The sequence below is a fragment of the Serratia sp. PL7 genome (assembly GCF_945957435.1).
Genome location: NZ_CAMFLB010000009.1, coordinates 277,080 through 300,451 on the forward strand (window position 1 = coordinate 277,080; position 23,372 = coordinate 300,451).

Consider the following 23,372-nt stretch of genomic DNA (forward strand, 5'->3'; position numbering starts at 1 on the left):
GTGCCAGACGGCCTGCTGTCTTTCAACAGCAGGACCGTTCGGCGTTACCAGGACTGGGTTTTCTTGAAGGTCTCGAGGACGTCTTTCAACTTGCCCTCGATCTCATCATTGAAGTTGCCAGTTTGGTTGATGTGGTTCAGCAGTTCGGCGTGCTCGCGGTCCGCATAGGCGACCAGCGCGGCTTCGAAGCTCACCACTTTGGCGACTTCGACGTCGTTCAGGTAACCGCGTTCTGCGGCAAACAGCACCAGAGACTGTTGTGCAACCGACATCGGCGCATACTGTTTCTGTTTCAGCAGCTCGGTCACTTTCTGACCGTGGCTCAGCTGTTTGCGGGTCGCGTCGTCCAGATCGGAGGCGAACTGGGAGAACGCAGCCAGCTCACGATACTGTGCCAGCGCGGTACGGATACCACCGGACAGTTTCTTCATGATCTTGGTCTGCGCGGCGCCACCAACACGGGATACGGAGATACCCGGGTTAACTGCCGGACGAATACCGGAGTTGAACAGGTTGGATTCCAGGAAGATCTGACCATCGGTAATCGAGATTACGTTGGTCGGAACGAACGCGGAAACGTCACCCGCCTGGGTTTCAATGATCGGCAGAGCGGTCAGTGAACCGGTTTGGCCTTTAACTTCACCTTTGGTGAAGGCTTCAACGTATTCGGCGTTAACGCGCGCTGCACGCTCCAGCAAGCGGGAGTGCAGGTAGAATACGTCGCCTGGGTAAGCTTCACGACCTGGCGGACGACGAAGCAGCAGGGAAATCTGACGGTAAGCAACGGCCTGTTTGGACAGGTCATCGTATACGATCAGCGCATCTTCACCGCGGTCACGGAAGTATTCACCCATTGCGCAACCGGCATATGGTGCCAGGTATTGCAGTGCAGCGGATTCGGAAGCGGTCGCCACCACCACGATGGTGTTGGCCAGTGCGCCGTGCTCTTCCAGTTTGCGCACCACGTTAGCGATGGTGGACGCTTTCTGGCCGATAGCCACGTAAACGCATTTGATGCCGGAGTCGCGTTGGTTGATGATCGCATCGATCGCCAGCGCGGTTTTACCGGTCTGACGGTCACCGATCACCAGCTCACGCTGGCCACGGCCGATTGGAATCATGGCGTCAACGGATTTGTAGCCAGTTTGAACCGGCTGATCAACGGACTGACGCTCGATAACGCCTGGCGCGATAGCTTCTACCGGAGAGAAGCCGTCGTTTTCAATCGGGCCTTTGCCGTCGATAGGTGCGCCCAGGGTGTTAACTACGCGGCCCAGCAGACCACGACCGACTGGAACTTCCAGGATACGGCCAGTACATTTAACCTTCATGCCTTCGGCCAGATCCGAGTACGGACCCATGACCACGGCACCGACAGAGTCGCGCTCCAGGTTCAATGCGATTGCGTAACGGTTGCCAGGCAGCGCGATCATTTCGCCCTGCATAACTTCGGCCAGGCCGTGTACGCGGATGATCCCGTCGCTGACGGAAACGATAGTACCTTCATTGTGAGCTTCGCTCACTACATTGAACTGAGCAATGCGCTGCTTGATCAGTTCGCTGATTTCGGTGGAATTCAGTTGCATGCTCCAGTCCCCTTAAGACTGCAAGACGTCTGTCAGGCGTTCAAGACGACCGCGAACGCTGCCATCAATCACCATATCGCCGGCGCGAACAACGATGCCGGCCAGTACAGACTTGTCAATTTTGCAATTCAGCTTAACTTTGCGTGACAGACGTTTTTCCATCGCAGCGGCGATTTTCGCCTGCTGTTCGTCGCTCAGCGCGCTCGCAGAGAGCACTTCGACTTCGACGGTGGATTCCAGCGAGGCGCGCAGTTCGATGAACTGCTGCAGCACGGCAGGAAGAACCAGTAAACGTCCATTTTCGGCCATTACACGGATAAAGTTCTGGCCATGTTCGTCGAGCCGATCGCCACAAACCGCGATGAACGTCTTGGACAGCGTTTCTGGCGCAACCGCGCCAGACAGCAGTTCAGAAATCTGTTCATTGCGAGTGACTTCAGCCGTAAACGCCAGCATCTCCTGCCAGCGCTCTACGCTTTGGTGCTCAACGGCAAAGTCAAAAGCTGCTTTGGCGTAGGGGCGAGCTACAGTTACAAATTCAGACATCAGCCCCTCCCTCCTTACAGTTCAGCGACCAGTTTATCAACGATGTCGCTGTTAGCAGCTTCATCCACGGAACGTTCGATGATCTTCTCGGCGCCGGCAATTGCCAGCATCGCGACTTGCTTACGCAACTCTTCACGAGCGCGCTTACGTTCGGCTTCGATCTCAGCCTGAGCCTGCGCCACGATTTTGTTACGTTCCTGCTCGGCTTCGGCTTTCGCTTCATCCATGATCTGAGCTTTGCGTTTGTTCGCTTGCTCGATGATCACCTGAGCTTCTGCTTTAGCAGTTTTCAGCTGGTCGGTCGCATTGGCTTGCGCTAAGTCCAGATCTTTTTTGGCACGCTCTGCAGAAGCGAGGCCGTCAGCGATTTCTTTCTGACGTTTCTCGATGGCAGCCATGATCGGCGGCCATACGTACTTCATGCAGAACCAGACAAACAGAACGAACGCGATGGCCTGGCCGAGGATTGTTGCGTTAAGATTCACAGCACAATGCCTCTTTAAAAGTTAATAGTTTGGTTACGTCGTAGAGGGTTACTCTACTTACGCGACGGCGAACATCACGTACAGACCCAGACCTACAGCGATCATCGGGATGGCGTCGACCAGACCCATAACGATAAAGAACTGTGTACGCAGCAGAGGAATCAGGTCAGGCTGACGAGCAGCGCCTTCCAAGAATTTACCACCCAGGATGCCGATACCGATCGCAGCACCGATTGCCGCTAAACCCATCATCACAGCGGCAGCCATGTACAGCAGATCCATACTCAGGTTTTCCATGACAGTCTCCAGTTTGTTTCAGTTTAAAAGTGCAAGTGTTTTAAGAAAATCAGTGCTCTTCAGACGCCATCGACAGATAGACGATCGTCAGAACCATGAAAATAAAGGCTTGAAGCGTAATGATCAGGATGTGGAAGATAGCCCAAGGCAAGCTCAGGACCCACTGTGACCACCACGGCAACAGGCCGGCAATCAGGATGAAGATCAACTCACCCGCATACATGTTGCCGAACAGTCGCAGACCCAGTGAAACAGGTTTGGACAGCAGGCTGACACCTTCAAGAATCAGGTTGATAGGAATGAATACAGGGTGGTTGAACGGCTGCATGGTCAACTCTTTAACGAACCCGCCAACGCCTTTCATTTTGATGCTATAGAACAGAATCAGGATAAACACGCCCAGCGCCATAGACAGCGTGACGTTCACGTCAGCGGTAGGCACCACGCGCAGCGCAGGCAGACCGAGATGCGCCCCGATGAACGGCAGGAAGTCTACCGGAATCAGGTCCATCAGGTTCATCAGGAACACCCAGACGAACACGGTCAGCGCCAACGGCGCAATCACCTTGCTCTTGCCGTGGTACATGTCGCGCACGCTGCTGTCGACGAAACCAACCACCAGCTCCACGGCGGTTTGCAGTTTACCCGGCACGCCGCTGGTGGCGTTTTTAGCCACTTTGCGGAAAATCACCAGGAACAAAACCCCGAGGACGACGGAGAAAAACATCGAGTCGAGGTTAATCGACCAAAACCCAGTCCCGACCTGAAGCTGCGTCAGGTGGTGACCGATATACTCCTGTGGACTGTTGTATCCCTCTGCAGACATGATGCCTCTACCCTTTATTTAGTTAATTTCGGTAACTGTTAATCACGGCCGGTGCCACTATCTGCACCACTAACACCGCTAAATAGGTCAGGCCAAGCGGTATAAACTCCGCCTTGAACACCCCCAGCGCCACGATCAGCAAAACGATGGTGATCACGACCTTTAGCCCCTCGCCGATGGCGAACGACCAGGCAACCCTACCGGGCGCCGGCGTTTGCGCCTGATGGCGCAAGGCAAACAGCATAAACATTGCACTCGGCAACCAGGCGGCGAGACCGCCTGCCAGCGCCGAAGCGCTCCATTCCGGGCTTTTCAGCCAGAAAGCAACGCTGATCAGAACAAAAGTCATTAACTGCAAAAACAGCAGTTTGCGTGCGACTTTCCCGCTGTAAAGGGACACAGACATGACGTTTGTTCTCTCCGTACCCCTGAGGGGGTATGCTGAGTGACGTATACAACTGTTTTTGCTGTCCTGAGTCAAGCAGCAAAAAACGAGCAAATTATACGGGGCATACCAACGAATTCAATCGATAAGTAGCGAAAAGGTGAACAATTATTTAAATTTCCCTATTCCAGCCTATTTTCACAAGAAAACGGTCGGAATAATAGGACGCATTTAATTGTCTGATTATTCCAGCGTTGCGTTTAGAAACGCGAAGCCGATCACAGTAATACCCCTTCCTGATTTATAGCCGATGGTCAACCAAACCGTCTTTAGCAATTTGAGCGATCAAAAGATTATATAAATCAAAACATTATCAGTTAACTGTTCAAAAACAATCCGTATACCCGACGAAAACCTTTTATTGACAAGCAGCGAGGCAATATTCCAACAGCCAATTAACATTAGCAGCAAAGGCCAATCTTTCGCACATGATTGCTAACGTGACTATTTCAAAATGCAATTACTCTATTGTCGCTAATTAGCCGCGTTTTTTGTGTTAATAGAAAGTAAATTAACTAAAAAAAGCGACCAATTAATTAGCCTGCTTATCTTTACGCTTAGTACTACCTTTAATTCACGCTTGTTTGATCAAAAACAAACTCAGTTTGCCTTAAGCACCACCAGATGGCGTTCACCTTCCAATTCAGGCACCTGAAGCCGCACAATGGATTCCAGGCTGACGCCTTCCGGCAAGTGCGCCAATTCTTCATCCGGGCGCACGCCTTTCAATGCGTAAAAACGCCCCTGCCCTTTCGCCGGCAGGTGATGACACCAGGACAGCATATCCTGCAGCGAAGCGAACGCCCGGCTTATCACGCCGTCGAACGGCGGCTCGGCGGGGAACGCTTCGACGCGGCTCTGCACCGGCTCGATATTGTTCAGACCCAGCTCATGCTGCACCTGGCGCAGGAAACGCACGCGCTTGCCCAGGCTGTCGAGCAGCGTGAAATGCGCGTCCGGGCGCACGATCGCCAGCGGAATGCCCGGTAAACCGGGGCCGGTGCCGACATCGATGAAACGCGAGCCTTGCAGATGCGTGTTGACCACGATGCTGTCGAGAATGTGGCGCACCAGCATTTGCTGCGGATCGCGCACCGACGTGAGGTTATAAGCCTTGTTCCACTTATCCAGCATGCCGACATAGCCCAGCAGCTGCTGTTTCTGCTGATCGGGCAGCTCAATGCCAGCTGCCGCAAGCAGCGAGTCTAATTTTTTTTGCACAACGGATCCTCTGGCAGGCGCTGAACGACCAGCGGATGGTTAGCTGGCGCAATGAGGCGACTATGATAATTCAGGGCGCAAGTGATGTCAGCGGCCGTTTGGCTACGGGATGAACAAACGGCCGCCTGGATGCGGGATTTATGCGCTGCGGCGCAGCAGTCCCTGCTTTTTCAGCCAGATCAGCAAAATCGAGATCGCCGCCGGCGTAATGCCGGAGATGCGCGAAGCCTGGCCGATGGAGTTCGGTTTGTGATCGTTCAGTTTGGCGATCACTTCGTTCGACAGCCCCGAAACCTGACGGTAGTCGAGATCCAACGGCAGCACGGTATTCTCGTTGCGCTGCTGTTTTTCGATCTCTTCCTGTTGGCGAGCGATGTAGCCCTCGTATTTGACCTGGATCTCGACCTGTTCGGCCGCTTGTACGTCGTCCAGCGGCGGCGCAAAGGCGTCGGTGCCGGTCAACTGCGCGTAATCCATCTCCGGGCGGCGCAGCAGCTCTTCGCCGTTCGCTTCGCGCGACAGCGGTGCTTTCAGCAAGGCATTGACCTGTTCGACGTTCTCGGCGTGCGGGTGCATCCAGATGTCGCGCAGGCGTTGACGTTCGCGTTCGATTCGCTCCAGCTTCTCGCTGTAACGCGCCCAACGCACGTCGTCCACCAGACCCAGCTCGCGGCCTTTTTCCGTCAGGCGGAGATCGGCGTTGTCTTCGCGCAGCATCAGACGATACTCGGCGCGTGAGGTAAACATGCGGTACGGTTCTTTGGTGCCGAGGGTGCTGAGGTCGTCCACCAGCACGCCGAGATAAGCCTGATCGCGACGTGGCGCCCAGCCTTCTTGTTCGGCGGCGAAGCGACCGGCGTTCAGACCGGCCAGCAGACCCTGTGCGGCGGCTTCTTCATACCCGGTGGTGCCGTTAATCTGGCCGGCGAAGAACAGCCCCTGAATGAATTTGCTTTCCAGCGTCGGTTTCAGGTCGCGCGGATCGAAGAAATCGTACTCGATAGCATAACCAGGGCGAATAATACGCGCGTTTTGCATTCCTTCCATCGAACGGACGATCTGCATCTGCACGTCGAACGGCAGGCTGGTGGAAATCCCGTTAGGGTAAATCTCGTTGCTGGTCAGGCCTTCCGGCTCGAGGAAGATCTGGTGCGCATTGCGATCGGCAAAGCGCATGACCTTGTCTTCGATCGACGGGCAGTAACGTGGGCCGATCCCTTCGATGATCCCGGCATACATCGGGCTGCGATCGAGGTTGTTGCGGATCACGTCATGGGTTTTTTCATTGGTGTGGGTGATGTAGCACGCCATTTGTTCCGGGTGTTGGCTGGCATCGCCCAGGAACGAGAATACCGGCACCGGCGTATCGCCGTGTTGTGGCGCCAGTACGCTGAAATCGATAGTGCGGGCGTCGATGCGCGGTGGCGTACCGGTTTTCAAGCGGTTAACGCGCAGCGGCAGTTCTCGCAAACGTTGCGACAGCGAGATCGAAGGTGGATCCCCGGCGCGACCACCGCTGTAGTTTTCCAGACCGATATGGATCTTGCCGTCCAGGAAGGTGCCTACGGTCAATACCACCGCCTTGGCGCGGAATTTCAGGCCCATTTGGGTGACGGCGCCGACTACGCGATCGTTTTCGACGATCAGATCCTCAACAGGTTGTTGGAAGATCATCAGGTTGGGCTGGTTCTCCAACGCGGTACGGATCGCCTGGCGATACAGTACGCGATCCGCCTGAGCGCGTGTGGCGCGAACGGCTGGGCCTTTGCTGGCGTTTAGTATCCTAAACTGGATGCCGGCGTGGTCGATCGCCGTTGCCATCAGGCCACCGAGTGCATCAATTTCCTTAACCAGATGCCCTTTACCAATACCGCCAATCGCCGGGTTACAGGACATCTGTCCCAGCGTATCGATATTGTGTGTCAATAATAAAGTCTGACGTCCCATGCGTGCCGCGGCCATGGCGGCCTCGGTACCTGCATGGCCACCACCGATGATGATGACGTCAAATTGATCTGGATAAAACATGGAACTGCACCTCGCCGTATTGCGAACGATCGTATTTGCCCTGGGGTCGGGGATTCTACTCAAGTTTAGACGATCGACCAAGTGGTCAGGATCGTCGGTAATTAAAAGAAGATCTTTTTTATTTAAAGATCTCTTTATTAGATCTCTTATTAGGATCGCGATCCTCTGTGGATAAGTGACTATTCACGATGAAGATCAGCAGATTAAGGAGGATCGTTTGCTGTGAATGATCGGTGATCCCGACGCAGATAAGCTGGGATCTAAAAGGCTTGTTATGCACAGGACAAAAAGCGCACTACGGTTGTTATTGGGATAACTACGGCTTTTACCCTGCTTTTAAGCTTAGTTATCCACAATCGTTCGCGCGATCTTTAGACGAATTAGAGTAAATTAATCCAGGTTTTTACCCATTCCTCGGCCGGATCCTCGGGAATTTCATGCTCGGTCACGTCGATCTCGAGACGATCGCCGATCCTTTTAGCGCCTCTGGCGATCAACAGATCGTCGATCTGTTTGATCGCGCCGCAGAAGGTGTCGTATTCCGAACTGCCCAAACCGACGGCGCCGAACTGCACCTCGGAAAGATCCGGCTGCTGCTCTGCGATCTGTTCCAACAGCGGCTGAAGGTTATCCGGCAGTTCGCCGGCGCCGTGCGTGGAAGAGACCACCAGCCAGCGGCCGGTCAACGGCAGTTCATCCAGTTCAGGGCCGTGCAGCATCTCGGTAGAGAAACCCGCGTCTTCCAGCTTTTCAGCCAAATGTTCAGCCACGTATTCGGCGCTGCCAAGCGTACTGCCACTGATCAGAGTAATGTCTGCCATGAACCAACGATCCCAACCTTCTCACTCAAAGTGGCTGCATTGTACGCTGTGAATCGGCTGGGATCTACCTGTGGATAATGTGGGTATGCAATTTGGCGGGTTACGGCACGATGGTGCGCATAATGGGGTTCTGCAGCGAGATCAGCGTTTCGGTAGACTGGATCTCGTCGATGGTCTGGATCTTGTTGATAAGTACCTGTTGCAACGCGTCGATCGATCGGCACATTACCTTAATAAAGACGCTGTAGTGGCCGGTGGTGTAATAGGCTTCTACCACTTCTTCCAGGCTTTCCAGCTTCTTCAGGGCCGAAGGGTAGTCCTTGGCGCTCTTTAATATGATGCCGATAAAGCAGCACACGTCGTAGCCCAGTTGTTTGGGGCTGACGTCGATGCGCGCGCCGGTGATGATCCCGGCCTGTTTCATCTTCTCCACCCGCACATGAATGGTGCCGGGGCTGACGGCGAAGTTTTTCGCCAGTTCGGCGTACGGTGTGCGCGCATTGTCCATCAGGGCGTTGAGGATGCCGCGATCGAGATTATCGATCTGATAAATTTCCGCCATTTAATCCCCCATTAATTAACGATTGTTGAATTCTGTCCGGGTAAAAATGAACGATTAAAAGTGAAAAGGCAATATTGATTAATGGATATTGAATTGACGTGTCATTTTGTTGCTTAATCGATGTCAACAGAGACAGGTTTACAAGAGATACGGCAATGAAAAAACAGTTCATCCAAAAACAACAACAAATCAGCCAGGTCAAATCCTTCTTCTCCCGCCAGCTGGAGCAACAGCTCGGCCTGATCGAAGTGCAAGCGCCGATCCTTAGCCGTCTGGGCGACGGCACGCAGGATAACCTTTCCGGCAGCGAGAAAGCGGTGCAGGTTAAGGTCAAAACTCTGCCTGACGCCACCTTCGAAGTGGTGCATTCGCTGGCGAAATGGAAACGCAAAACCCTGGGCAGCTACGATTTCGGCGCCGGCGAGGGCCTGTATACCCATATGAAGGCGCTGCGCCCGGATGAAGACCGCCTGACGCCAATCCACTCGGTGTACGTCGATCAGTGGGACTGGGAGCGGGTGATGGGCGACGGTGAGCGCGGTCTGGACTACCTGAAAAGTACCGTGCGCAGCATTTACGCCGCGATCAAGGCGACGGAAGCGGAAGTCAGCCGTGAGCATGGCCTGACCCCGTTTCTGCCGGAACAGATCCACTTCGTGCACAGCGAAACCCTGCTGCAGCGCTATCCGGATCTGGACGCCAAAGGGCGTGAGCGGGCGATCGCCAAAGAGCTGGGCGCGGTGTTCCTGATCGGCATCGGCGGCAAGCTGTCGCACGGCAAATCGCACGATGTGCGGGCGCCGGATTATGATGACTGGACCACGCCGACGGCGGATGGCCTGGCGGGCCTGAACGGCGATATCGTGGTGTGGAACCCGGTGCTGCAGGACGCTTTCGAGCTGTCTTCCATGGGCATCCGCGTCGACGCCGCGGCGCTGAAACATCAGCTGGCGCTGACCGGCGACGAAGAGCGCATGAAGCTGGAATGGCACCAGTCGCTGCTGCGCGGCGATATGCCGCAGACCATCGGCGGCGGCATCGGTCAGTCGCGTTTGGTGATGCTGCTGTTGCAGCTGTCGCATATCGGCCAGGTGCAGTGCGGCGTGTGGTCGCCGGAAGTGCGCGGCGCGGTCGAAGGCCTGCTCTAACCGCCTAGCGCCGCCAGCGGCGCATCAACCTGCTTTTCAGCCCGGTATCGAAGCGCCAGATATGATCGAAGATGCGCATGATGCCGGGTTTGCCGTAGGCGGACATCGCCACCGCATGGAAACGCTGCTGGTGGCTTTGCTGCTGTTGTTTCACCTTCTTTATTACCTCCTCCGGCAGCCGCTGGGCGATAAAATCGGAAATGATCACCGCATCGGCGTCGAACCAGCCACTCTCCGCCATTTTGGTGACGGTGGCGTTCAAGCAGGCCGCCAGATCGGTGCCGCCGCGAAACTGCTGACCGAGAAAACGCACGGCCTGCTCGATGCCGCTGGCGGCGGTGAGTTCGTAATGCACGATCTGGTTGGCGAACAGCATGATGTAGCAGCGGCGGTTGTCCGCCAGCGCAATGCGCAGCAGCGCCAGACAGAACGCCTTGGCGCACTGTTCGTTGAAGCCGCCCATCGATCCTGAGGTGTCCACGCAGACGATAAACGGCCCGCGCGGCTGCTGATCCTGCTGCTGGTGGGTGACCTGACGGATCAGGATCTGTTCCTGCCAGACGTCGCCCTGCAGACGGTAGCTCAGCAGTCGCTTTTCCAACAGACGGCGATAAAACTCGAATTCCAGCTCTTCAATCCCCAGCGTCGCCAGCTCCGGCGGCAGCAGACGCAGGATGTCGTCGCTCTGATGAATGCCGCTCACTTCTTCCGGCAGCGTGGCCGGCACCTGCACCATGACCCTGAACGGCTCCGGCTGCGCGTCCTGTTGCTGCACCGCCTTGGCCTGATAGCTGCGGCCCAGCTGCTGCGCCAGCTTTTTCAGCTCCGGCTGCTGCTGCAAAAAGTTGCCATACTCCACCAGCCGCTGGTAATCGCCGCGCTGCAGCTGGCCTTTGCTCATGTCCCACAGCCTGCCGGCGGCGGTGTCGTTTTCCGACAGCAGCGGCTCCAGCGCGCCGCTCAGCGCCAGGCGCTCCTGCAGTTCCGCCATCAGCTGCTCGCGCTCTTGTTCCAGCAACTGGTGGTGCAGCATAGTGGCCTGCAGCGTCAGGCTGATGCGCCAGCGCTGCAAGAACAGGGTTTGGAAGCTGTCGTCCAGCGGGTGATTGGGCAGATCGGCGGCGTCCACCAGCGCGCGCGCCTGTTCATAAAACGGGGAAACCAGCTGGCGCAGCAGCTCCATCGTGTCGTTGAGGTTGTGATAGAACTGGGTATTGTTCTCCAGCTGGCACTGTTGGTAGCGGTAAAATTCCTGCGCCAGCGCCGGCGGCACCATGGCCTCCTGCAGACGCTCCTTGAGCTGCAGTTTCCAGCGTGGCAGATCGCGATCCAGCGCTCGGCGAAGGGCCGGAAACTTTTTAAAGAACACCGACAGCTGCGGCGCCGCCAGCATGCCGACGATCATCTCCTCGATCATCTCGCCTTCGGTGATCGCCAGAAGCAGATCGAGCGTCTCCAGACTGAGCATGGTTACTGGCCGCGCATTTGCTGCTGTTGCTGTTTAACCTGTTCCGCCACTTGCAGCAGACTGGCTTCGATCTTGGCCAGGCCGGCGGCAGGCGTGAACAGACAGGGCTGATGTTGGCTGAAGGCGCGGCGCTGCTCCGCCAGGCGCTGGGCCAACGCGTCCATTTCATCCAGCAGCGCCTGCGGCGTGGCGGTGGCCTGTTTGCCCGGCAGCGCCAGCAGCGAAGGCTGGCGGCTGACGTCCAGCACCGTCAGGTGCAGTTGGTCATCGACGTCCAAATCGATCGGCTGCGCGAAGCCAATGCCGTTCAGCTTGGCGCGCACGTCGCCGCCTTTTTGCAGCCAGTTATCCAGCACGCTGCTCTCAATGCTCAGATGGTTGACCTGAATGTCATGCAGCTGCAGCGGTTTTTGCAGCAGCAGGGTGAGGGTGCCGCCGGCGAACGGCGTGGCCGGCGCATATTGCGGTTTGCGGCTGAACATGCCGCCCTTTTTCACCAGGCTGATGGCCTGCCGATCGCTTTGCTGCTGCTGGTCCTGCAGCCAGCGGGTATGGATCTGTTGCAACTGGATCAGCATCGACTGCTGCTGATAGGCCGACTCGGTCAGCAGCTGATCGATCTGCTGTTGCAGCAGCTTCAGCGAGGTGAGATCGTGCCACAGGCAGTCTTTCAATAGCATCAGGTCGAGCGGGGCGATGGCATCGCGCCCGCTGAAGAAGGCGCAGGCCTGCAGCAGACGCAGGGCTTTTTTCCAGCGCCGATCGGAGACGTATGGCGCCTGCTCCAGCGCGTCCAGCCGCTGACGCAGCTGGAAAATCAGCTCAAAGCAGGCTTCCGGCAGCGCCACCTTGTCGATCTGCGGCTGCCACTGCAGAAACTCTTCGTCGCTGATGCTCAGCGCCGCCGGCACCGGGTTTTGGCTTTCGCTCTGGCGGTTGACCAGCAGCGAGCGGAAATTCTGTTTATCCTGCACCTTGTCCAGCCACAGGCGGATAAGCATGCGGTCATATAAGGCTTCGAGGCTGTTGTCCGCTTCGGGCAGTTCGTTGGAGGCGGTGACCAGCAGGCGCAGCGGGATCGGTTCTTCGCTGTTGCCGTTGCGAAAGCGCCGTTCGTTGATCGCCGTCAGCAGGGTGTTGAGGATCGCCGGGCCGGCCTTCCAGATCTCGTCCAGAAACACGATCTCCGCTTCCGGCAGATAGCCGGCGGTCAGGCGCTGATAGCGCCCTTCGTCTTTCAGCGCCTGAATCGAGAGCGGGCCGAAGACCTCTTCCGGCGTGGAAAAGCGCGTCATCAGGTATTCAAAGGAGCGGGCGTTGCGGAAGGCAAACTTCAGCCGGCGCGCGATCAGGCTCTTGGCGATGCCGGGCGGGCCGAGCAAGAATACGCTTTCGCCGCTCAGCGCCGCCAGCAGGCACAGGCGGATTGCCTCTTGCCGCTCATAGAGGCCGCTCTCCAGCGCGCTGCTGAGGCGGGAAATTCGTTCTGCCAGAAGGGATGATGGCGTCATATAATCGTCGTATTGTCCGAGAGTTAGCCAATCTTGGTCGATAATTCGATGATAAACCACCATTATTTTTAATGGTATAGCTTATTGATTAGTAAAATTTTTCTCAGTTGAGTCGGATATCCGGTTCACATTTTGTTTATTTTTCGGCTCTGATATAAGGGTAGGCAAGCCGTATAAATGGTGCATACTGTGCGGCTTTCTGGTGGGCGTGACGGATCTTTGAGCCCGTATTTTGCCTGATGCGGATGCATCGCTAACGGATGTTCTGATAAAGAAACGAATTATGAGCGCAGAGCATAAGCAGTCCTTATCGGCGGTAACCCTGGCGGCCATCGGCGTGGTCTACGGTGATATCGGCACCAGCCCTCTCTATACGCTGAGAGAGTGTTTCTCTGGCCATTACGGCTTCGATGTTCGTCCAGACGTGGTTTTCGGCTTCCTGTCGCTGATTTTCTGGATGCTGATCGTGATCGTTTCCCTCAAATATCTCACCTACGTGATGCGTGCGGACAACGCCGGCGAGGGCGGCATTCTGACGCTGATGTCGCTGGCCGGGCGCAACACCTCGGCGCGCACCACCGCGGTGCTGGTGATACTGGGCCTGATCGGCGGCAGCTTCTTCTATGGCGAGGTGGTGATCACCCCGGCGATCTCGGTGATGTCGGCGATAGAAGGATTGGAAATAGCCGCGCCTGCGCTCGACGCCTATATCGTCCCGCTCTCCATTCTGGTGCTGACGCTGCTGTTCGTTATCCAAAAACACGGCACCGGCAGCGTCGGCAAGCTGTTCGCCCCGGTAATGCTGCTGTGGTTCATCGTGTTGGCGGTGCTGGGCGCGCGCAGCATCATTTCGAACCCGGAAGTGCTGCAGGCGCTGAACCCCAAATGGGCGCTCAACTTCTTTATGGAATATAAGAAGGTGTCGTTCTTCGCGCTGGGGGCGGTGGTGCTGTCTATCACCGGCGTTGAGGCGCTGTATGCCGATATGGGGCACTTCGGCAAGTTCCCGATCCGCCTGGCCTGGTTCACCGTGGTGCTGCCTTCGCTGGTGCTCAACTACTTCGGCCAGGGCGCGCTGCTGCTGAAAAATCCGGAGGCGATCAAAAACCCGTTCTTCCTGCTGGCGCCCGATTGGGCGCTGATCCCGCTGCTGATTCTGGCGACCCTGGCGACGGTGATCGCTTCGCAGGCGGTGATTTCCGGCGTCTTCTCGCTGACTCGCCAGGCGGTGCGCCTGGGCTATCTGTCGCCGATGCGCATCATTCACACCTCGGAAATGGAATCCGGCCAGATCTACATTCCGGTGATCAACTGGACGCTGTACATCTCGGTGGTGCTGGTGATCATAGGTTTCGAGCACTCCAGCAACCTGGCGGCGGCGTACGGCATCGCCGTCACCGGCACCATGGTGCTGACCAGCATTCTGGTCACTTCGGTGGCGATTAATAACTGGCACTGGAACCGCTTCCTGGCGATCGGCATCGTAACCATCTTGCTGATCATCGACGTGCCGATGTTCTCCGCCAACGCCCTGAAGCTGTTCTCTGGCGGTTGGTTGCCGCTGACCTTGGCGCTGGTGATGTTCATCATTATGACCACCTGGAAGAGCGAGCGCTTCCGCCTGCTGCGCCGCCTGCACGAACACGGCAACTCGCTGGAGGCGATGATCGCCTCGCTGGAGAAATCGCCGCCGGTGCGGGTGCCGGGTACCGCGGTGTTCCTGTCGCGCGCCACCAACGTCATTCCTTTTGCGCTGTTGCATAACCTGAAACACAATAAGGTGCTGCATGAGCGCGTGGTGCTGCTGACGCTGCGCACCGAGGATGCGCCTTACGTGCACAACGTGCGCCGGGTGACCATCGAGCAGCTGTCGCCGACCTTCTGGCGGGTGGTGGCCAGCTACGGCTGGCGCGAAACGCCGAACGTGGAGGAAGTGTTCCACCGCTGCGGGCTGGAAGGGTTGCCGTGCCGCATGTCGGAGACGTCGTTCTTCATGTCCCATGAATCGCTGATCCTCACCAAGCGGCCATGGTACCTCTACCTGCGCGGCAAGCTGTTCGTCGCTCTGAGCCGCAACGCGCTGCGGGCGCCGGATCAGTTTGAGATCCCGCCGAACCGGGTCATCGAGCTCGGCACGCAGGTCGAGATCTAACCCGCCTGACAGGGGCTCAGCATGGCTGAGCCCCTTTTGTTTGCGCTTTTTCCACGCGCGAACGAAACGTTTCGATAGCGATCACACTTCTGCATTGTCCCGGTTGCCTTCCCCTGCCGTTTTTTTAAACTCCTCCAGAGAGCGAAACGTTTCGCTAGCGGAGTGAGAAGATGAAAAAAGGCGTATTACTGAATTCCGACGTGTCTGCCGTGATTGCCCGGCTGGGGCATACCGATCAGCTCACCTTGTGCGATGCGGGTTTGCCGATACCGGCGGCGACGCAGCGCATCGATCTGGCGCTGACGCAGGGCGTGCCGACCTTCATGCAGGTGTTCGCGGCGGTCACGCAAGAGATGCAGGTAGAAAGCGCCATCCTGGCGGAAGAAATCGTGAAACAAAATCCGCCGCTCCACGAGGCATTGTTGGCTGAACTGACCGCACTGGGCCAACGCCAGGGCAATACCATCGGCGTGCGTTATATCAGCCATCAGGCGTTTAAAGCGCAAACCGAGCACAGCCGGGCGGTGATCCGCAGTGGGGAGTGTTCGCCTTACGCGAACGTGATCCTGTGCGCAGGCGTAACTTTCTGAGGCGCGTATGCAACCTTTACTGCAACTGAAAGGGATTGATAAAGCCTTTCCCGGCGTGAAGGCGCTTTCCGGCGCCGCCCTCAGTGTTTATCCCGGCAAGGTGATGGCGCTGGTGGGGGAAAACGGCGCCGGGAAGTCCACCATGATGAAAGTGCTGACCGGCATCTACCAGAAAGACGCCGGCAGTCAGTATTTTCTCGGTAAAGAGGTGGTATTCAACGGGCCTAAGGATTCGCAGGAAGCGGGCATCGGCATTATCCATCAGGAGCTGAACCTGATCCCGCAGCTGACGATTGCGGAAAACATCTTCCTCGGCCGCGAGTTCGTCAACCGTTTCGGCCGCATTGACTGGAAGCGCATGTACGCCGAGGCCGATCGCTTGTTGGCGCGCCTCAACCTGCGCTACAGCAGCCACCGGCTGGTGGGGGAGCTGTCGATCGGCGATCAGCAGATGGTGGAGATCGCCAAGGTACTGAGCTTCGAATCGAAAGTGATCATCATGGACGAACCGACCGATGCGCTGACCGACACCGAAACCGCCTCGCTGTTCAAGGTGATCAACGAGCTGAAGGCCGAAGGGCGCGGCATCGTTTATATCTCGCACCGCCTGAAAGAGATTTTTGAAATCTGCGACGACGTGACCGTGTTCCGCGACGGGCAGTTCATCGCTGAGCGGCCGGTGAGCGAGCTGCAGGAAGATTCGCTGATAGAGATGATGGTCGGCCGCAAGCTGGAAGAACAATACCCGCGCCTTGATTTGCCGCGCGGGGAAAAGCGGCTGGACGTCAGCCACCTTTCCGGACCCGGCGTTGAAGACGTCAGCTTTACGCTGTACCGCGGCGAGATCCTCGGTGTGGCCGGGCTGATGGGCGCCGGGCGCACTGAATTGATGAAGATCCTGTACGGCGCCGCGCCGCGTAAGGCCGGCACCGTCAGCCTGGACGGCCGCGACGTGGTCACCCACTCGCCGCAGGACGGGTTGGCGAACGGCATCGTCTATATCTCGGAAGACCGCAAGCGCGACGGCCTGGTGCTGGGCATGTCGGTGAAGGAAAACATGTCGCTGACCGCGCTGCGCTACTTCAGCCGCGCCGACGGCAGCCTGAAACAGGCCGACGAGCGGCAGGCGGTGGGGGATTTCATCCGCCTGTTCAATATCAAAACGCCGTCGATGGAGCAGCCGATCGGCCTGCTTTCCGGCGGCAACCAGCAAAAAGTGGCGATCGCCCGTGGTTTGATGACCCGGCCGAAAGTGCTGATCCTCGATGAGCCGACGCGCGGTGTCGACGTCGGCGCCAAAAAAGAGATCTATCAGTTAATCAACCAGTTCAAGCAGGAAGGGCTGAGCATCATTCTGGTGTCTTCGGAAATGCCGGAGGTGATGGGCATGAGCGATCGCATTCTGGTGATGCACGAAGGGCATCTCAGCGGCGAGTTCCCGATTGAACAGGCCACCCAGGAAGCGTTGATGGCGGCAGCCGTCGGCAAGCAATACGGCGTAAAGCAGGAGTAATCAGATATGAGTTCCCAGACTATCGCAGCCAAGCGCTGGTTCAGTAAAGAGTGGCTGTTAGAGCAGAAGTCGTTGATTGCGCTGCTGGTGCTGATCGCCGTGGTCTCTTCCATGAGCCCGAACTTCTTCACCCTGAACAACCTGTTCAATATTCTGCAGCAGACTTCGGTGAACGCCATCATGGCGGTGGGGATGACGCTGGTGATCCTCACGTCCGGCATCGATCTGTCGGTAGGATCGCTGTTGGCCCTGACCGGCGCGGTGGCGGCGTCGATCGTCGGCTTTGAGGTCAACGCGCTGGTGGCGGTGGCGGCGGCACTGGCGCTCGGCGCCGCGATTGGCGCCTGTACCGGGGTGATCGTCGCTAAAGGCAAGGTGCAGGCCTTTATCGCCACGCTGGTGATGATGCTGCTGCTGCGCGGCGTCACCATGGTGTACACCAACGGCAGCCCGGTCAATACCGGTTTCACCGACGTGGCCGACACCTTCGGCTGGTTCGGCATCGGCCGTCCGCTGGGCGTGCCTACGCCGATCTGGATCATGGCGATCGTGTTCATCGCCGCCTGGTATATGCTGCACCATACGCGCCTGGGCCGCTATATTTATGCCCTGGGCGGCAACGAAGCGGCGACCCGCCTGTCCGGCATCAGCGTCGATAAAGTGAAGATTATCGTCTACTCGCTGTGCGGCCTGCTGGCGGCGCTGGCCGGGGTGATCGAAGTGGCGCGCCTGTCGTCGGCGCAGCCGACCGCCGGCACCGGCTATGAGCTGGACGCCATCGCCGCCGTGGTGCTGGGCGGCACCAGCCTGGCCGGCGGCAAGGGGCGCATCGTCGGCACGCTGATCGGGGCGCTGATCCTCGGCTTCCTGAACAACGGCCTGAATTTATTGGGTGTTTCTTCCTACTACCAAATGATCGTGAAGGCAGTGGTGATACTGCTGGCGGTTCTGGTAGATAACAAAAGCAACAAGTAACCTCCCCCTACAGGAATCACGATGATGAAAATGAAAAAACTGGCAACCTTAGCTTCCGCCATCGCGCTGAGCGCCACCCTGAGCGCCAATGCCATGGCCAAAGACACCATCGCGCTGGTGGTGTCCACCCTCAACAACCCGTTCTTCGTCTCGATGAAGGATGGGGCGCAGCAAGAGGCCAACAAGCTGGGCTACAACCTGGTGGTGCTGGATTCCCAGAACAACCCGGCGAAAGAGCTGGCCAACGTGCAGGATCTGATGGTGCGGGCGCCCAAGCTGCTGTTGATCAACCCGACCGACTCCGATGCGGTGGGTAACGCCATCAAGATGGCCAACCAGGCTAAGATCCCGGTCATCACGCTGGACCGCGTGGCGAGCAAGGGTGACGTGGTGAGCCACATCGCTTCGGATAACCGCGTGGGCGGCAAAATGGCCGGTGATTTCATCGCCAAGAAAGCGGGCGCCGATGCCAAGGTGATTCAGCTGGAAGGCATCGCCGGCACCTCTGCCGCGCGTGAACGCGGTGAAGGCTTCAAGCAGTCGCTGGATCAGAATAAATTCAAACTGTTGGCCAGTCAGCCGGCCGATTTCGATCGCACCAAGGGCCTGAACGTGATGCAGAACCTGCTGACCGCGCACCCGGATGTGCAGGCGGTGTTCGCCCAGAACGATGAAATGGCGCTGGGTGCGCTGCGCGCGCTGCAAACCGCCGGTAAAACCGACGTGATCGTGGTAGGCTTCGACGGCACCGCTGACGGCGTGAAAGCGGTCGAAGGCGGCAAGCTGGCGGCGACGGTGGCGCAGCGTCCCGATCAGATCGGCGTGATCGGCGTGGAAACCGCCGATAAAGTGCTGAAAGGCGAAAAAGTGCCGGCGACCATCCCGGTCGATTTGAAACTGGTCACTCAGTAAGTCATACCAGCGCCATCGGAACGGGGCGTTTACGATGGCGCGCAATTCAGGAATCAATGCGATGGAAACAGGTAAGCTGGTGGTTCTTGGCAGCATCAATGCCGACCATATCCTCAATATTGAACAGTTCCCCCACCCGGGCGAAACGGTGATCGGGAAACAGTATAAGGTGGCGTTTGGCGGCAAGGGCGCGAATCAGGCGGTGGCGGCCGGGCGCAGCGGGGCGAAGATCGCCTTTATCGCCTGCGTGGGCGCCGACGATATCGGCGAACGTGTCCGCCGGCAGCTGGCGAGCGATTGCATTGATACCCAGCCGATTGAAGCCATCGCCGACACCACCACCGGCGTGGCGCTGATCTTCGTCAACGCCGAAGGCGAGAACGTGATCGGCATCGATGCCGGCGCCAACGCCGCGGTAACGCCGGATTACCTGGCGCGCTACCAACAAAAAGTGATCGACGCCGATGCCCTGCTGATGCAGCTCGAGTCGCCGCTGGAGACGGTGATCGCCGCCGCCCGCCTGGCGAAACAACATCAAACGCAGGTGATCCTCAACCCGGCTCCGGCGCGTGAGCTGCCGGACGAGCTGCTGGGCATGATCGATATGATCACCCCGAATGAAACCGAAGCCCAGCGCCTGACCGGCATCGCCGTGGACAACGAAGCGGATGCGGCGCGTGCGGCGCAGGCGCTGCACGACAAGGGCATCGCGACGGTGATCATCACCCTCGGTAGCCGCGGCGTGTGGCTGAGCGAAAACGGCAACGGCAAACGGGTGCCCGGTTTTAAGGTGCAAGCGGTGGATACCATCGCCGCCGGCGATACCTTTAACGGTGCGCTGGTGACCGCCCTGTTGGAAGGCAAGATCATGGCCGATGCGGTGCGTTTCGCCCATGCGGCGGCGGCGATCGCCGTGACCCGCCCCGGCGCGCAACCTTCGGTGCCCTGGCGTGAAGAGATCGACGCCTTCTTGCAGCAGCAGGGGTGATCCTTTGGCCACCATGAAAGATGTCGCCCGCCTGGCGGGCGTTTCAACCTCTACCGTGTCGCATGTGGTCAACAATAATCGTTTTGTCAGCGACAGCGTGCGCGACAAGGTCATGGCGGCCGTGGAACAGCTGAACTATGCGCCTTCTGCGCTGGCGCGCAGCCTGAAGCTCAATCAGACGCGCACCATCGGCATGCTGGTGACCGCCAGCAACAACCCGTTTTATGCCGAAGTGGTGCGCGGCGTGGAGCGCAGCTGCTATGAACGTGGCTACAGTTTAATCCTGTGCAATACCGAAGAAGACGCCGCGCGCATGAACCGCAGCATGGAGACGCTGCTGCAAAAGCGCGTCGACGGTTTGTTGTTGATGTGCACCGAAAACCACCGGCCATCGCAAGATGCCCTGAGCCGCTACCCGTCATTGCCGATCGTGATGATGGACTGGGCGCCGTTCGAGGGCGCCAACGACATTATTCAGGATAACTCGCTGCTGGGCGGCGAGATGGCGACCGATCATCTGATCGCCCGCGGCTACCGCAAGATTGCCTGCATTGCTGGCCCGGAGGATAAAACCACCGCTCGTCACCGACTGGAAGGCTATCGCAACGCAATGCGTCGCGCCGGATTGCCGGTTTCGCCAGGGTATGAAGTGCATTGCGATTTTGAGTTTGAGGGCGGGGTGAACGCCATGCGCCAACTGCTGGCGCTGAACGAGCCTCCGCATGCGGTATTTGCCGGCAACGACGCGGTGGCGGTAGGCGTTTATCAGGCGCTGTATCAGGCCGGGCTTTCCGTGCCGCAGGATATGGCGGTGATGGGCTACGATGACATTGAGTTGGCGCGTTATCTGGCGCCGCCGCTGAGCACCATTCATCAGCCGAAGGATTCGCTGGGCGAACTGGCGATCGATGCGCTGATCAACCGCCTGCAGAACCCGGAGCGCGCGCCCCAGGTGCTGGTGCTGACGCCCGAGCTGGTGGAACGCGCATCGGTGGGCCGCCGTTAACTCGCCGCCTTGGCTTCTTTCTTGCTTTCCTGGCCGCTGATCAAATTGCGGCCATCTTTCCTTCTCAGCAACATAAACACCAGCGCCGACGCCACGGTGACGATCCCCATGGTGATAAAGGTGTAATGGAAGTGGTCGATCATGGTGCCTAACGACAGGGATTCGTAAAAACGCAGCACCGCCGCGCTGATCGCCACGCCGAAGCTGATGGACAGCTGCTGGGTGACCGCCAGGACGCTGTTGCCGGCGCTGGCGTTGGCGTCGTTCAAATCTGCCAGGCTGATGGTGTTCATGGCGGTAAACTGGGTGGACATCGCCATGCCCAGCACGAACAGCGGCAGGATCATCAGCCACAGCGGCATGCCCGGGCTTTGCAGGGCGAACTGGGCGATCAGCACTCCGATGATAACGGTAATGCCGACCAGCGTTTTACGGTAGCCGAACCAGCGCAGCACCTGAGTGACGGTGGATTTCGCCATCAGCGAGCCGATGGCTGTTGGCGCCATCATGCAACCGGCGACGATCGCCGTATAGCCGAATCCCACCTGCAGCATGAGCGGCATTAAAAATGGCACGCAGCCGGTGCCCAGCCTGGAGGCGACGTTGCCGGCGATACCGACCGAGAAGGTGCGGGTTTTGAACAGGTCGAGACCGATCAGCGGCTGAGGGTGACGGCGGGCGTGCGCGATGTAGCCGAACAGCATCACAAAGCCGCTGAGCAGAATACCCAGCGAAACGTAGCTTGCCAGTACCCGCTCGCCAAACAGCTCCAGCCCGGTGGAGATCAGCACCAGGCTCAGGCCGAACAGCATGAAGCCAAGAAAATCGAAGCGGCGTTTGGGCGTAGTGAAGTCCGGCATGTATTTGCGCGCATAGAAGATGCCGAGCAGGCCGATAGGGATATTGATCAGGAAAATCCAGTGCCAGGTGGCGTAGGTGACCAGCCACCCGCCCAGCAGCGGCCCCAGAATCGGCCCGACCAGGCCGGGCATGGTGACGAAGTTCAGCACCGGCAGCAGTTCGCTGCGCGGGTAGGCGCGCAGCAGCGCCAACCGCGCGACCGGCATCATCATCGCGCCGCCGATGCCCTGCAGCACGCGAGAGGCGACCAGCGCGCTCAACGTGGGGGAGAGGGCGCACAGCAGCGAGCCGAGGGTGAATAGCGTGACGGCGAAGATGAACACGCGCCGGGTGCCGAAGCGGTCCGCCAGCCAGCCGCTGACCGGGATCAGCATCGCCACCGTCAGCGTATAGCTGATGACGGCCGATTGCATCGCCAATGGCGAACGCCCCAGGCTTTGGGCGATCGCCGGCAGCGCGGTGTTGAGGATAGTGGCGTCCAGCGCCTGCATAAAGAACGCCATTGCGGCGATCCACGGTAGTCCTGCCATACTGCGCGCGGATTGGGTCATGGTCGGTCCTGGTTAAATGGTCGTCTGTCCCTCGTCTCTTTCTTCTATATATAAGCGGGGAGCGTGTCTAGTCTTTCTCTTTCAGCAGCACCTGGCAGGCGACGAGCGCGCCGGCGCTGTCCCCGGCGAGTATCGCATCGACGATAGCCTGATGATGGCGCAGCTTGATCACTTCATTACCGGTGATGGCGCGGAAGTAGCTTTGGTACACCGAACTGAACAGGTTGGCGAACGAGGTCAGGAACGGGTTGCCGCTGGCCTCATAGATGAGCTGGTGGAATTGGGTATCGACCTGGATCCAGCGCTCGCGGTCAAACTGGGTATGCAGCGCGCGCATTTCCGCCATCAGCTCCGCCAGCAGCTTGGTTTGCTGTGGGCTGGCGTGGTTTGCTGCCAACGCACAGGCCTGTGGCTCCAGCGAGGTGCGCAAGATAAGGAAGTGTTGCATCACCTGATCGAAGTTTTCCCGCGTCATCCACCAGGTCAGTAAATCCTGATCGAGGAAATTCCATTGGCTCTGCGGCATCACGCGGGTGCCGATGCGCGGGCGCGGTAGCAACATGCCTTTGGCGGCTAACATCTTTACCGCTTCGCGTACTGCGGTGCGGCTGACGCCGAATTGCTCGCCCAGTTCCATTTCACCGGGCAGGATGCTACCGGCCTGATAATCGCCCGCCAGAATTTGTTGGCCGAGTTTCTCTGCAAGCAGATAAGAAAGATTGCGTTGGGCGGCCTGTTGTTGTGCATTTAGCGGCATGGCTGCGGGTCCTTACTGACATCGTTACTTCTATTTTACTCCAGCGATCGCCAGCTTTTATGGCTGTTTGCTGGAAAAAGTGACATAAATTCGTCGCTTTTTCGCCCTTTTGTTGAAAAAAAA

At 58.1% G+C, this 23,372-nt stretch carries 22 protein-coding genes; 8 read left to right on the top strand and 14 right to left on the bottom strand.

What is annotated here, in order from left to right:
• Window positions 1-44 precede the first annotated feature (44 nt).
• The 10 genes from atpA to asnC form a co-directional block, all read right to left on the bottom strand.
• On the bottom strand, window positions 45-1,586 hold the full coding sequence (atpA, locus tag N6G83_RS30450; RefSeq protein ID WP_025304742.1) for a F0F1 ATP synthase subunit alpha: 1,542 nt from the start codon (window positions 1,584-1,586) through the stop codon (window positions 45-47).
• A gap of 12 nt (window positions 1,587-1,598) precedes the next feature.
• Window positions 1,599-2,132, bottom strand: a complete 534-nt coding sequence (gene atpH / locus N6G83_RS30455; RefSeq protein ID WP_025304741.1) for a F0F1 ATP synthase subunit delta — start codon at window positions 2,130-2,132, stop codon at window positions 1,599-1,601.
• A gap of 14 nt (window positions 2,133-2,146) precedes the next feature.
• Complete coding sequence (gene atpF, locus N6G83_RS30460; RefSeq protein WP_004933804.1) at window positions 2,147-2,617, bottom strand: F0F1 ATP synthase subunit B; 471 nt, start codon at window positions 2,615-2,617, stop codon at window positions 2,147-2,149.
• 57 nt (window positions 2,618-2,674) lie between these two features.
• A complete protein-coding gene (gene atpE / locus N6G83_RS30465; protein ID WP_004093904.1) occupies window positions 2,675-2,914 on the bottom strand; it encodes a F0F1 ATP synthase subunit C in 240 nt (79 codons plus the stop codon).
• Window positions 2,915-2,963: 49 nt separating this feature from the next.
• Window positions 2,964-3,740, bottom strand: coding sequence for a F0F1 ATP synthase subunit A (atpB, locus tag N6G83_RS30470; protein WP_025304740.1), 777 nt, complete (start codon window positions 3,738-3,740; stop codon window positions 2,964-2,966).
• A gap of 22 nt (window positions 3,741-3,762) precedes the next feature.
• Complete coding sequence (atpI, locus tag N6G83_RS30475; RefSeq protein ID WP_025304739.1) at window positions 3,763-4,146, bottom strand: F0F1 ATP synthase subunit I; 384 nt, start codon at window positions 4,144-4,146, stop codon at window positions 3,763-3,765.
• Between the two features lie 639 nt (window positions 4,147-4,785).
• On the bottom strand, window positions 4,786-5,406 hold the full coding sequence (gene rsmG / locus N6G83_RS30480) for a 16S rRNA (guanine(527)-N(7))-methyltransferase RsmG (RefSeq protein ID WP_260516040.1): 621 nt from the start codon (window positions 5,404-5,406) through the stop codon (window positions 4,786-4,788).
• Window positions 5,407-5,544: 138 nt separating this feature from the next.
• Entirely contained in the window at window positions 5,545-7,434 is a 1,890-nt protein-coding gene (gene mnmG / locus N6G83_RS30485) for a tRNA uridine-5-carboxymethylaminomethyl(34) synthesis enzyme MnmG (RefSeq protein ID WP_043140713.1), read from the bottom strand.
• A 380-nt stretch (window positions 7,435-7,814) separates the two neighbouring features.
• Window positions 7,815-8,255, bottom strand: coding sequence for an FMN-binding protein MioC (gene mioC, locus N6G83_RS30490; RefSeq protein ID WP_025304736.1), 441 nt, complete (start codon window positions 8,253-8,255; stop codon window positions 7,815-7,817).
• 100 nt (window positions 8,256-8,355) lie between these two features.
• The gene (asnC, locus tag N6G83_RS30495; protein WP_004933786.1) at window positions 8,356-8,817 is read right to left on the bottom strand and encodes a transcriptional regulator AsnC; all 462 of its coding nucleotides are present in this window, start codon (window positions 8,815-8,817) and stop codon (window positions 8,356-8,358) included.
• A gap of 155 nt (window positions 8,818-8,972) precedes the next feature.
• Between asnC and asnA the strand changes: the two genes are divergently transcribed.
• Entirely contained in the window at window positions 8,973-9,965 is a 993-nt protein-coding gene (asnA, locus tag N6G83_RS30500) for an aspartate--ammonia ligase (protein WP_049207099.1), read from the top strand.
• A gap of 4 nt (window positions 9,966-9,969) precedes the next feature.
• Here asnA and viaA read toward each other — a convergent pair whose 3' ends face one another.
• Both viaA and ravA read right to left on the bottom strand, forming a co-directional pair.
• Window positions 9,970-11,433, bottom strand: a complete 1,464-nt coding sequence (viaA, locus tag N6G83_RS30505; RefSeq protein WP_004933781.1) for an ATPase RavA stimulator ViaA — start codon at window positions 11,431-11,433, stop codon at window positions 9,970-9,972.
• Window positions 11,434-11,435: 2 nt separating this feature from the next.
• Window positions 11,436-12,944, bottom strand: a complete 1,509-nt coding sequence (gene ravA / locus N6G83_RS30510) for an ATPase RavA (protein WP_025304733.1) — start codon at window positions 12,942-12,944, stop codon at window positions 11,436-11,438.
• A 283-nt stretch (window positions 12,945-13,227) separates the two neighbouring features.
• Between ravA and kup the strand changes: the two genes are divergently transcribed.
• The 7 genes from kup to rbsR all read left to right on the top strand — a co-directional run bounded on the left by kup (window position 13,228) and on the right by rbsR (window position 21,080).
• On the top strand, window positions 13,228-15,096 hold the full coding sequence (gene kup / locus N6G83_RS30515) for a low affinity potassium transporter Kup (protein ID WP_015379467.1): 1,869 nt from the start codon (window positions 13,228-13,230) through the stop codon (window positions 15,094-15,096).
• 170 nt (window positions 15,097-15,266) lie between these two features.
• Complete coding sequence (gene rbsD, locus N6G83_RS30520; protein WP_260516042.1) at window positions 15,267-15,686, top strand: D-ribose pyranase; 420 nt, start codon at window positions 15,267-15,269, stop codon at window positions 15,684-15,686.
• Between the two features lie 7 nt (window positions 15,687-15,693).
• Entirely contained in the window at window positions 15,694-17,199 is a 1,506-nt protein-coding gene (rbsA, locus tag N6G83_RS30525; RefSeq protein ID WP_025304731.1) for a ribose ABC transporter ATP-binding protein RbsA, read from the top strand.
• Between the two features lie 6 nt (window positions 17,200-17,205).
• Window positions 17,206-18,174 (top strand): ribose ABC transporter permease, encoded by a 969-nt coding sequence (rbsC, locus tag N6G83_RS30530; RefSeq protein WP_025304730.1) that lies wholly within the window; start codon window positions 17,206-17,208, stop codon window positions 18,172-18,174.
• A 24-nt stretch (window positions 18,175-18,198) separates the two neighbouring features.
• Window positions 18,199-19,086, top strand: coding sequence for a ribose ABC transporter substrate-binding protein RbsB (rbsB, locus tag N6G83_RS30535; RefSeq protein ID WP_025304729.1), 888 nt, complete (start codon window positions 18,199-18,201; stop codon window positions 19,084-19,086).
• 61 nt (window positions 19,087-19,147) lie between these two features.
• Window positions 19,148-20,074: a ribokinase gene (rbsK, locus tag N6G83_RS30540; RefSeq protein WP_060434936.1), complete on the top strand. Its 927-nt coding sequence runs from the start codon at window positions 19,148-19,150 to the stop codon at window positions 20,072-20,074.
• Window positions 20,075-20,078: 4 nt separating this feature from the next.
• On the top strand, window positions 20,079-21,080 hold the full coding sequence (rbsR, locus tag N6G83_RS30545) for a ribose operon transcriptional repressor RbsR (RefSeq protein WP_043140692.1): 1,002 nt from the start codon (window positions 20,079-20,081) through the stop codon (window positions 21,078-21,080).
• Here the strand turns inward: rbsR and mdtD are convergent.
• Window positions 21,077-22,492, bottom strand: coding sequence for a multidrug transporter subunit MdtD (gene mdtD / locus N6G83_RS30550; RefSeq protein ID WP_025160302.1), 1,416 nt, complete (start codon window positions 22,490-22,492; stop codon window positions 21,077-21,079). The genes rbsR and mdtD overlap by 4 nt on opposite strands.
• 67 nt (window positions 22,493-22,559) lie before the next feature.
• Complete coding sequence (locus N6G83_RS30555; RefSeq protein ID WP_033636503.1) at window positions 22,560-23,249, bottom strand: FadR/GntR family transcriptional regulator; 690 nt, start codon at window positions 23,247-23,249, stop codon at window positions 22,560-22,562.
• Between the last annotated feature and the right edge of the window lie 123 nt (window positions 23,250-23,372).

What these genes read in the sequence shown, in the direction of transcription:
- rbsC (WP_025304730.1), top strand. Translation starts at nt 17,206, where the DNA reads ATGAGTTCCCAGACTATCGCAGCCAAGCGCTGGTTCAGTAAAGAGTGG.
- mdtD (WP_025160302.1), bottom strand. Translation starts at nt 22,492, where the DNA reads ATGACCCAATCCGCGCGCAGTATGGCAGGACTACCGTGGATCGCCGCA.
- atpA (WP_025304742.1), bottom strand. Translation starts at nt 1,586, where the DNA reads ATGCAACTGAATTCCACCGAAATCAGCGAACTGATCAAGCAGCGCATT.
- rbsB (WP_025304729.1), top strand. Translation starts at nt 18,199, where the DNA reads ATGAAAATGAAAAAACTGGCAACCTTAGCTTCCGCCATCGCGCTGAGC.
- atpB (WP_025304740.1), bottom strand. Translation starts at nt 3,740, where the DNA reads ATGTCTGCAGAGGGATACAACAGTCCACAGGAGTATATCGGTCACCAC.
- rbsA (WP_025304731.1), top strand. Translation starts at nt 15,694, where the DNA reads ATGCAACCTTTACTGCAACTGAAAGGGATTGATAAAGCCTTTCCCGGC.
- atpE (WP_004093904.1), bottom strand. Translation starts at nt 2,914, where the DNA reads ATGGAAAACCTGAGTATGGATCTGCTGTACATGGCTGCCGCTGTGATG.
- mnmG (WP_043140713.1), bottom strand. Translation starts at nt 7,434, where the DNA reads ATGTTTTATCCAGATCAATTTGACGTCATCATCATCGGTGGTGGCCAT.
- atpI (WP_025304739.1), bottom strand. Translation starts at nt 4,146, where the DNA reads ATGTCTGTGTCCCTTTACAGCGGGAAAGTCGCACGCAAACTGCTGTTT.
- ravA (WP_025304733.1), bottom strand. Translation starts at nt 12,944, where the DNA reads ATGACGCCATCATCCCTTCTGGCAGAACGAATTTCCCGCCTCAGCAGC.
- rbsK (WP_060434936.1), top strand. Translation starts at nt 19,148, where the DNA reads ATGGAAACAGGTAAGCTGGTGGTTCTTGGCAGCATCAATGCCGACCAT.
- mioC (WP_025304736.1), bottom strand. Translation starts at nt 8,255, where the DNA reads ATGGCAGACATTACTCTGATCAGTGGCAGTACGCTTGGCAGCGCCGAA.
- asnA (WP_049207099.1), top strand. Translation starts at nt 8,973, where the DNA reads ATGAAAAAACAGTTCATCCAAAAACAACAACAAATCAGCCAGGTCAAA.
- N6G83_RS30555 (WP_033636503.1), bottom strand. Translation starts at nt 23,249, where the DNA reads ATGCCGCTAAATGCACAACAACAGGCCGCCCAACGCAATCTTTCTTAT.
- atpH (WP_025304741.1), bottom strand. Translation starts at nt 2,132, where the DNA reads ATGTCTGAATTTGTAACTGTAGCTCGCCCCTACGCCAAAGCAGCTTTT.
- viaA (WP_004933781.1), bottom strand. Translation starts at nt 11,433, where the DNA reads ATGCTCAGTCTGGAGACGCTCGATCTGCTTCTGGCGATCACCGAAGGC.
- kup (WP_015379467.1), top strand. Translation starts at nt 13,228, where the DNA reads ATGAGCGCAGAGCATAAGCAGTCCTTATCGGCGGTAACCCTGGCGGCC.
- rbsD (WP_260516042.1), top strand. Translation starts at nt 15,267, where the DNA reads ATGAAAAAAGGCGTATTACTGAATTCCGACGTGTCTGCCGTGATTGCC.
- asnC (WP_004933786.1), bottom strand. Translation starts at nt 8,817, where the DNA reads ATGGCGGAAATTTATCAGATCGATAATCTCGATCGCGGCATCCTCAAC.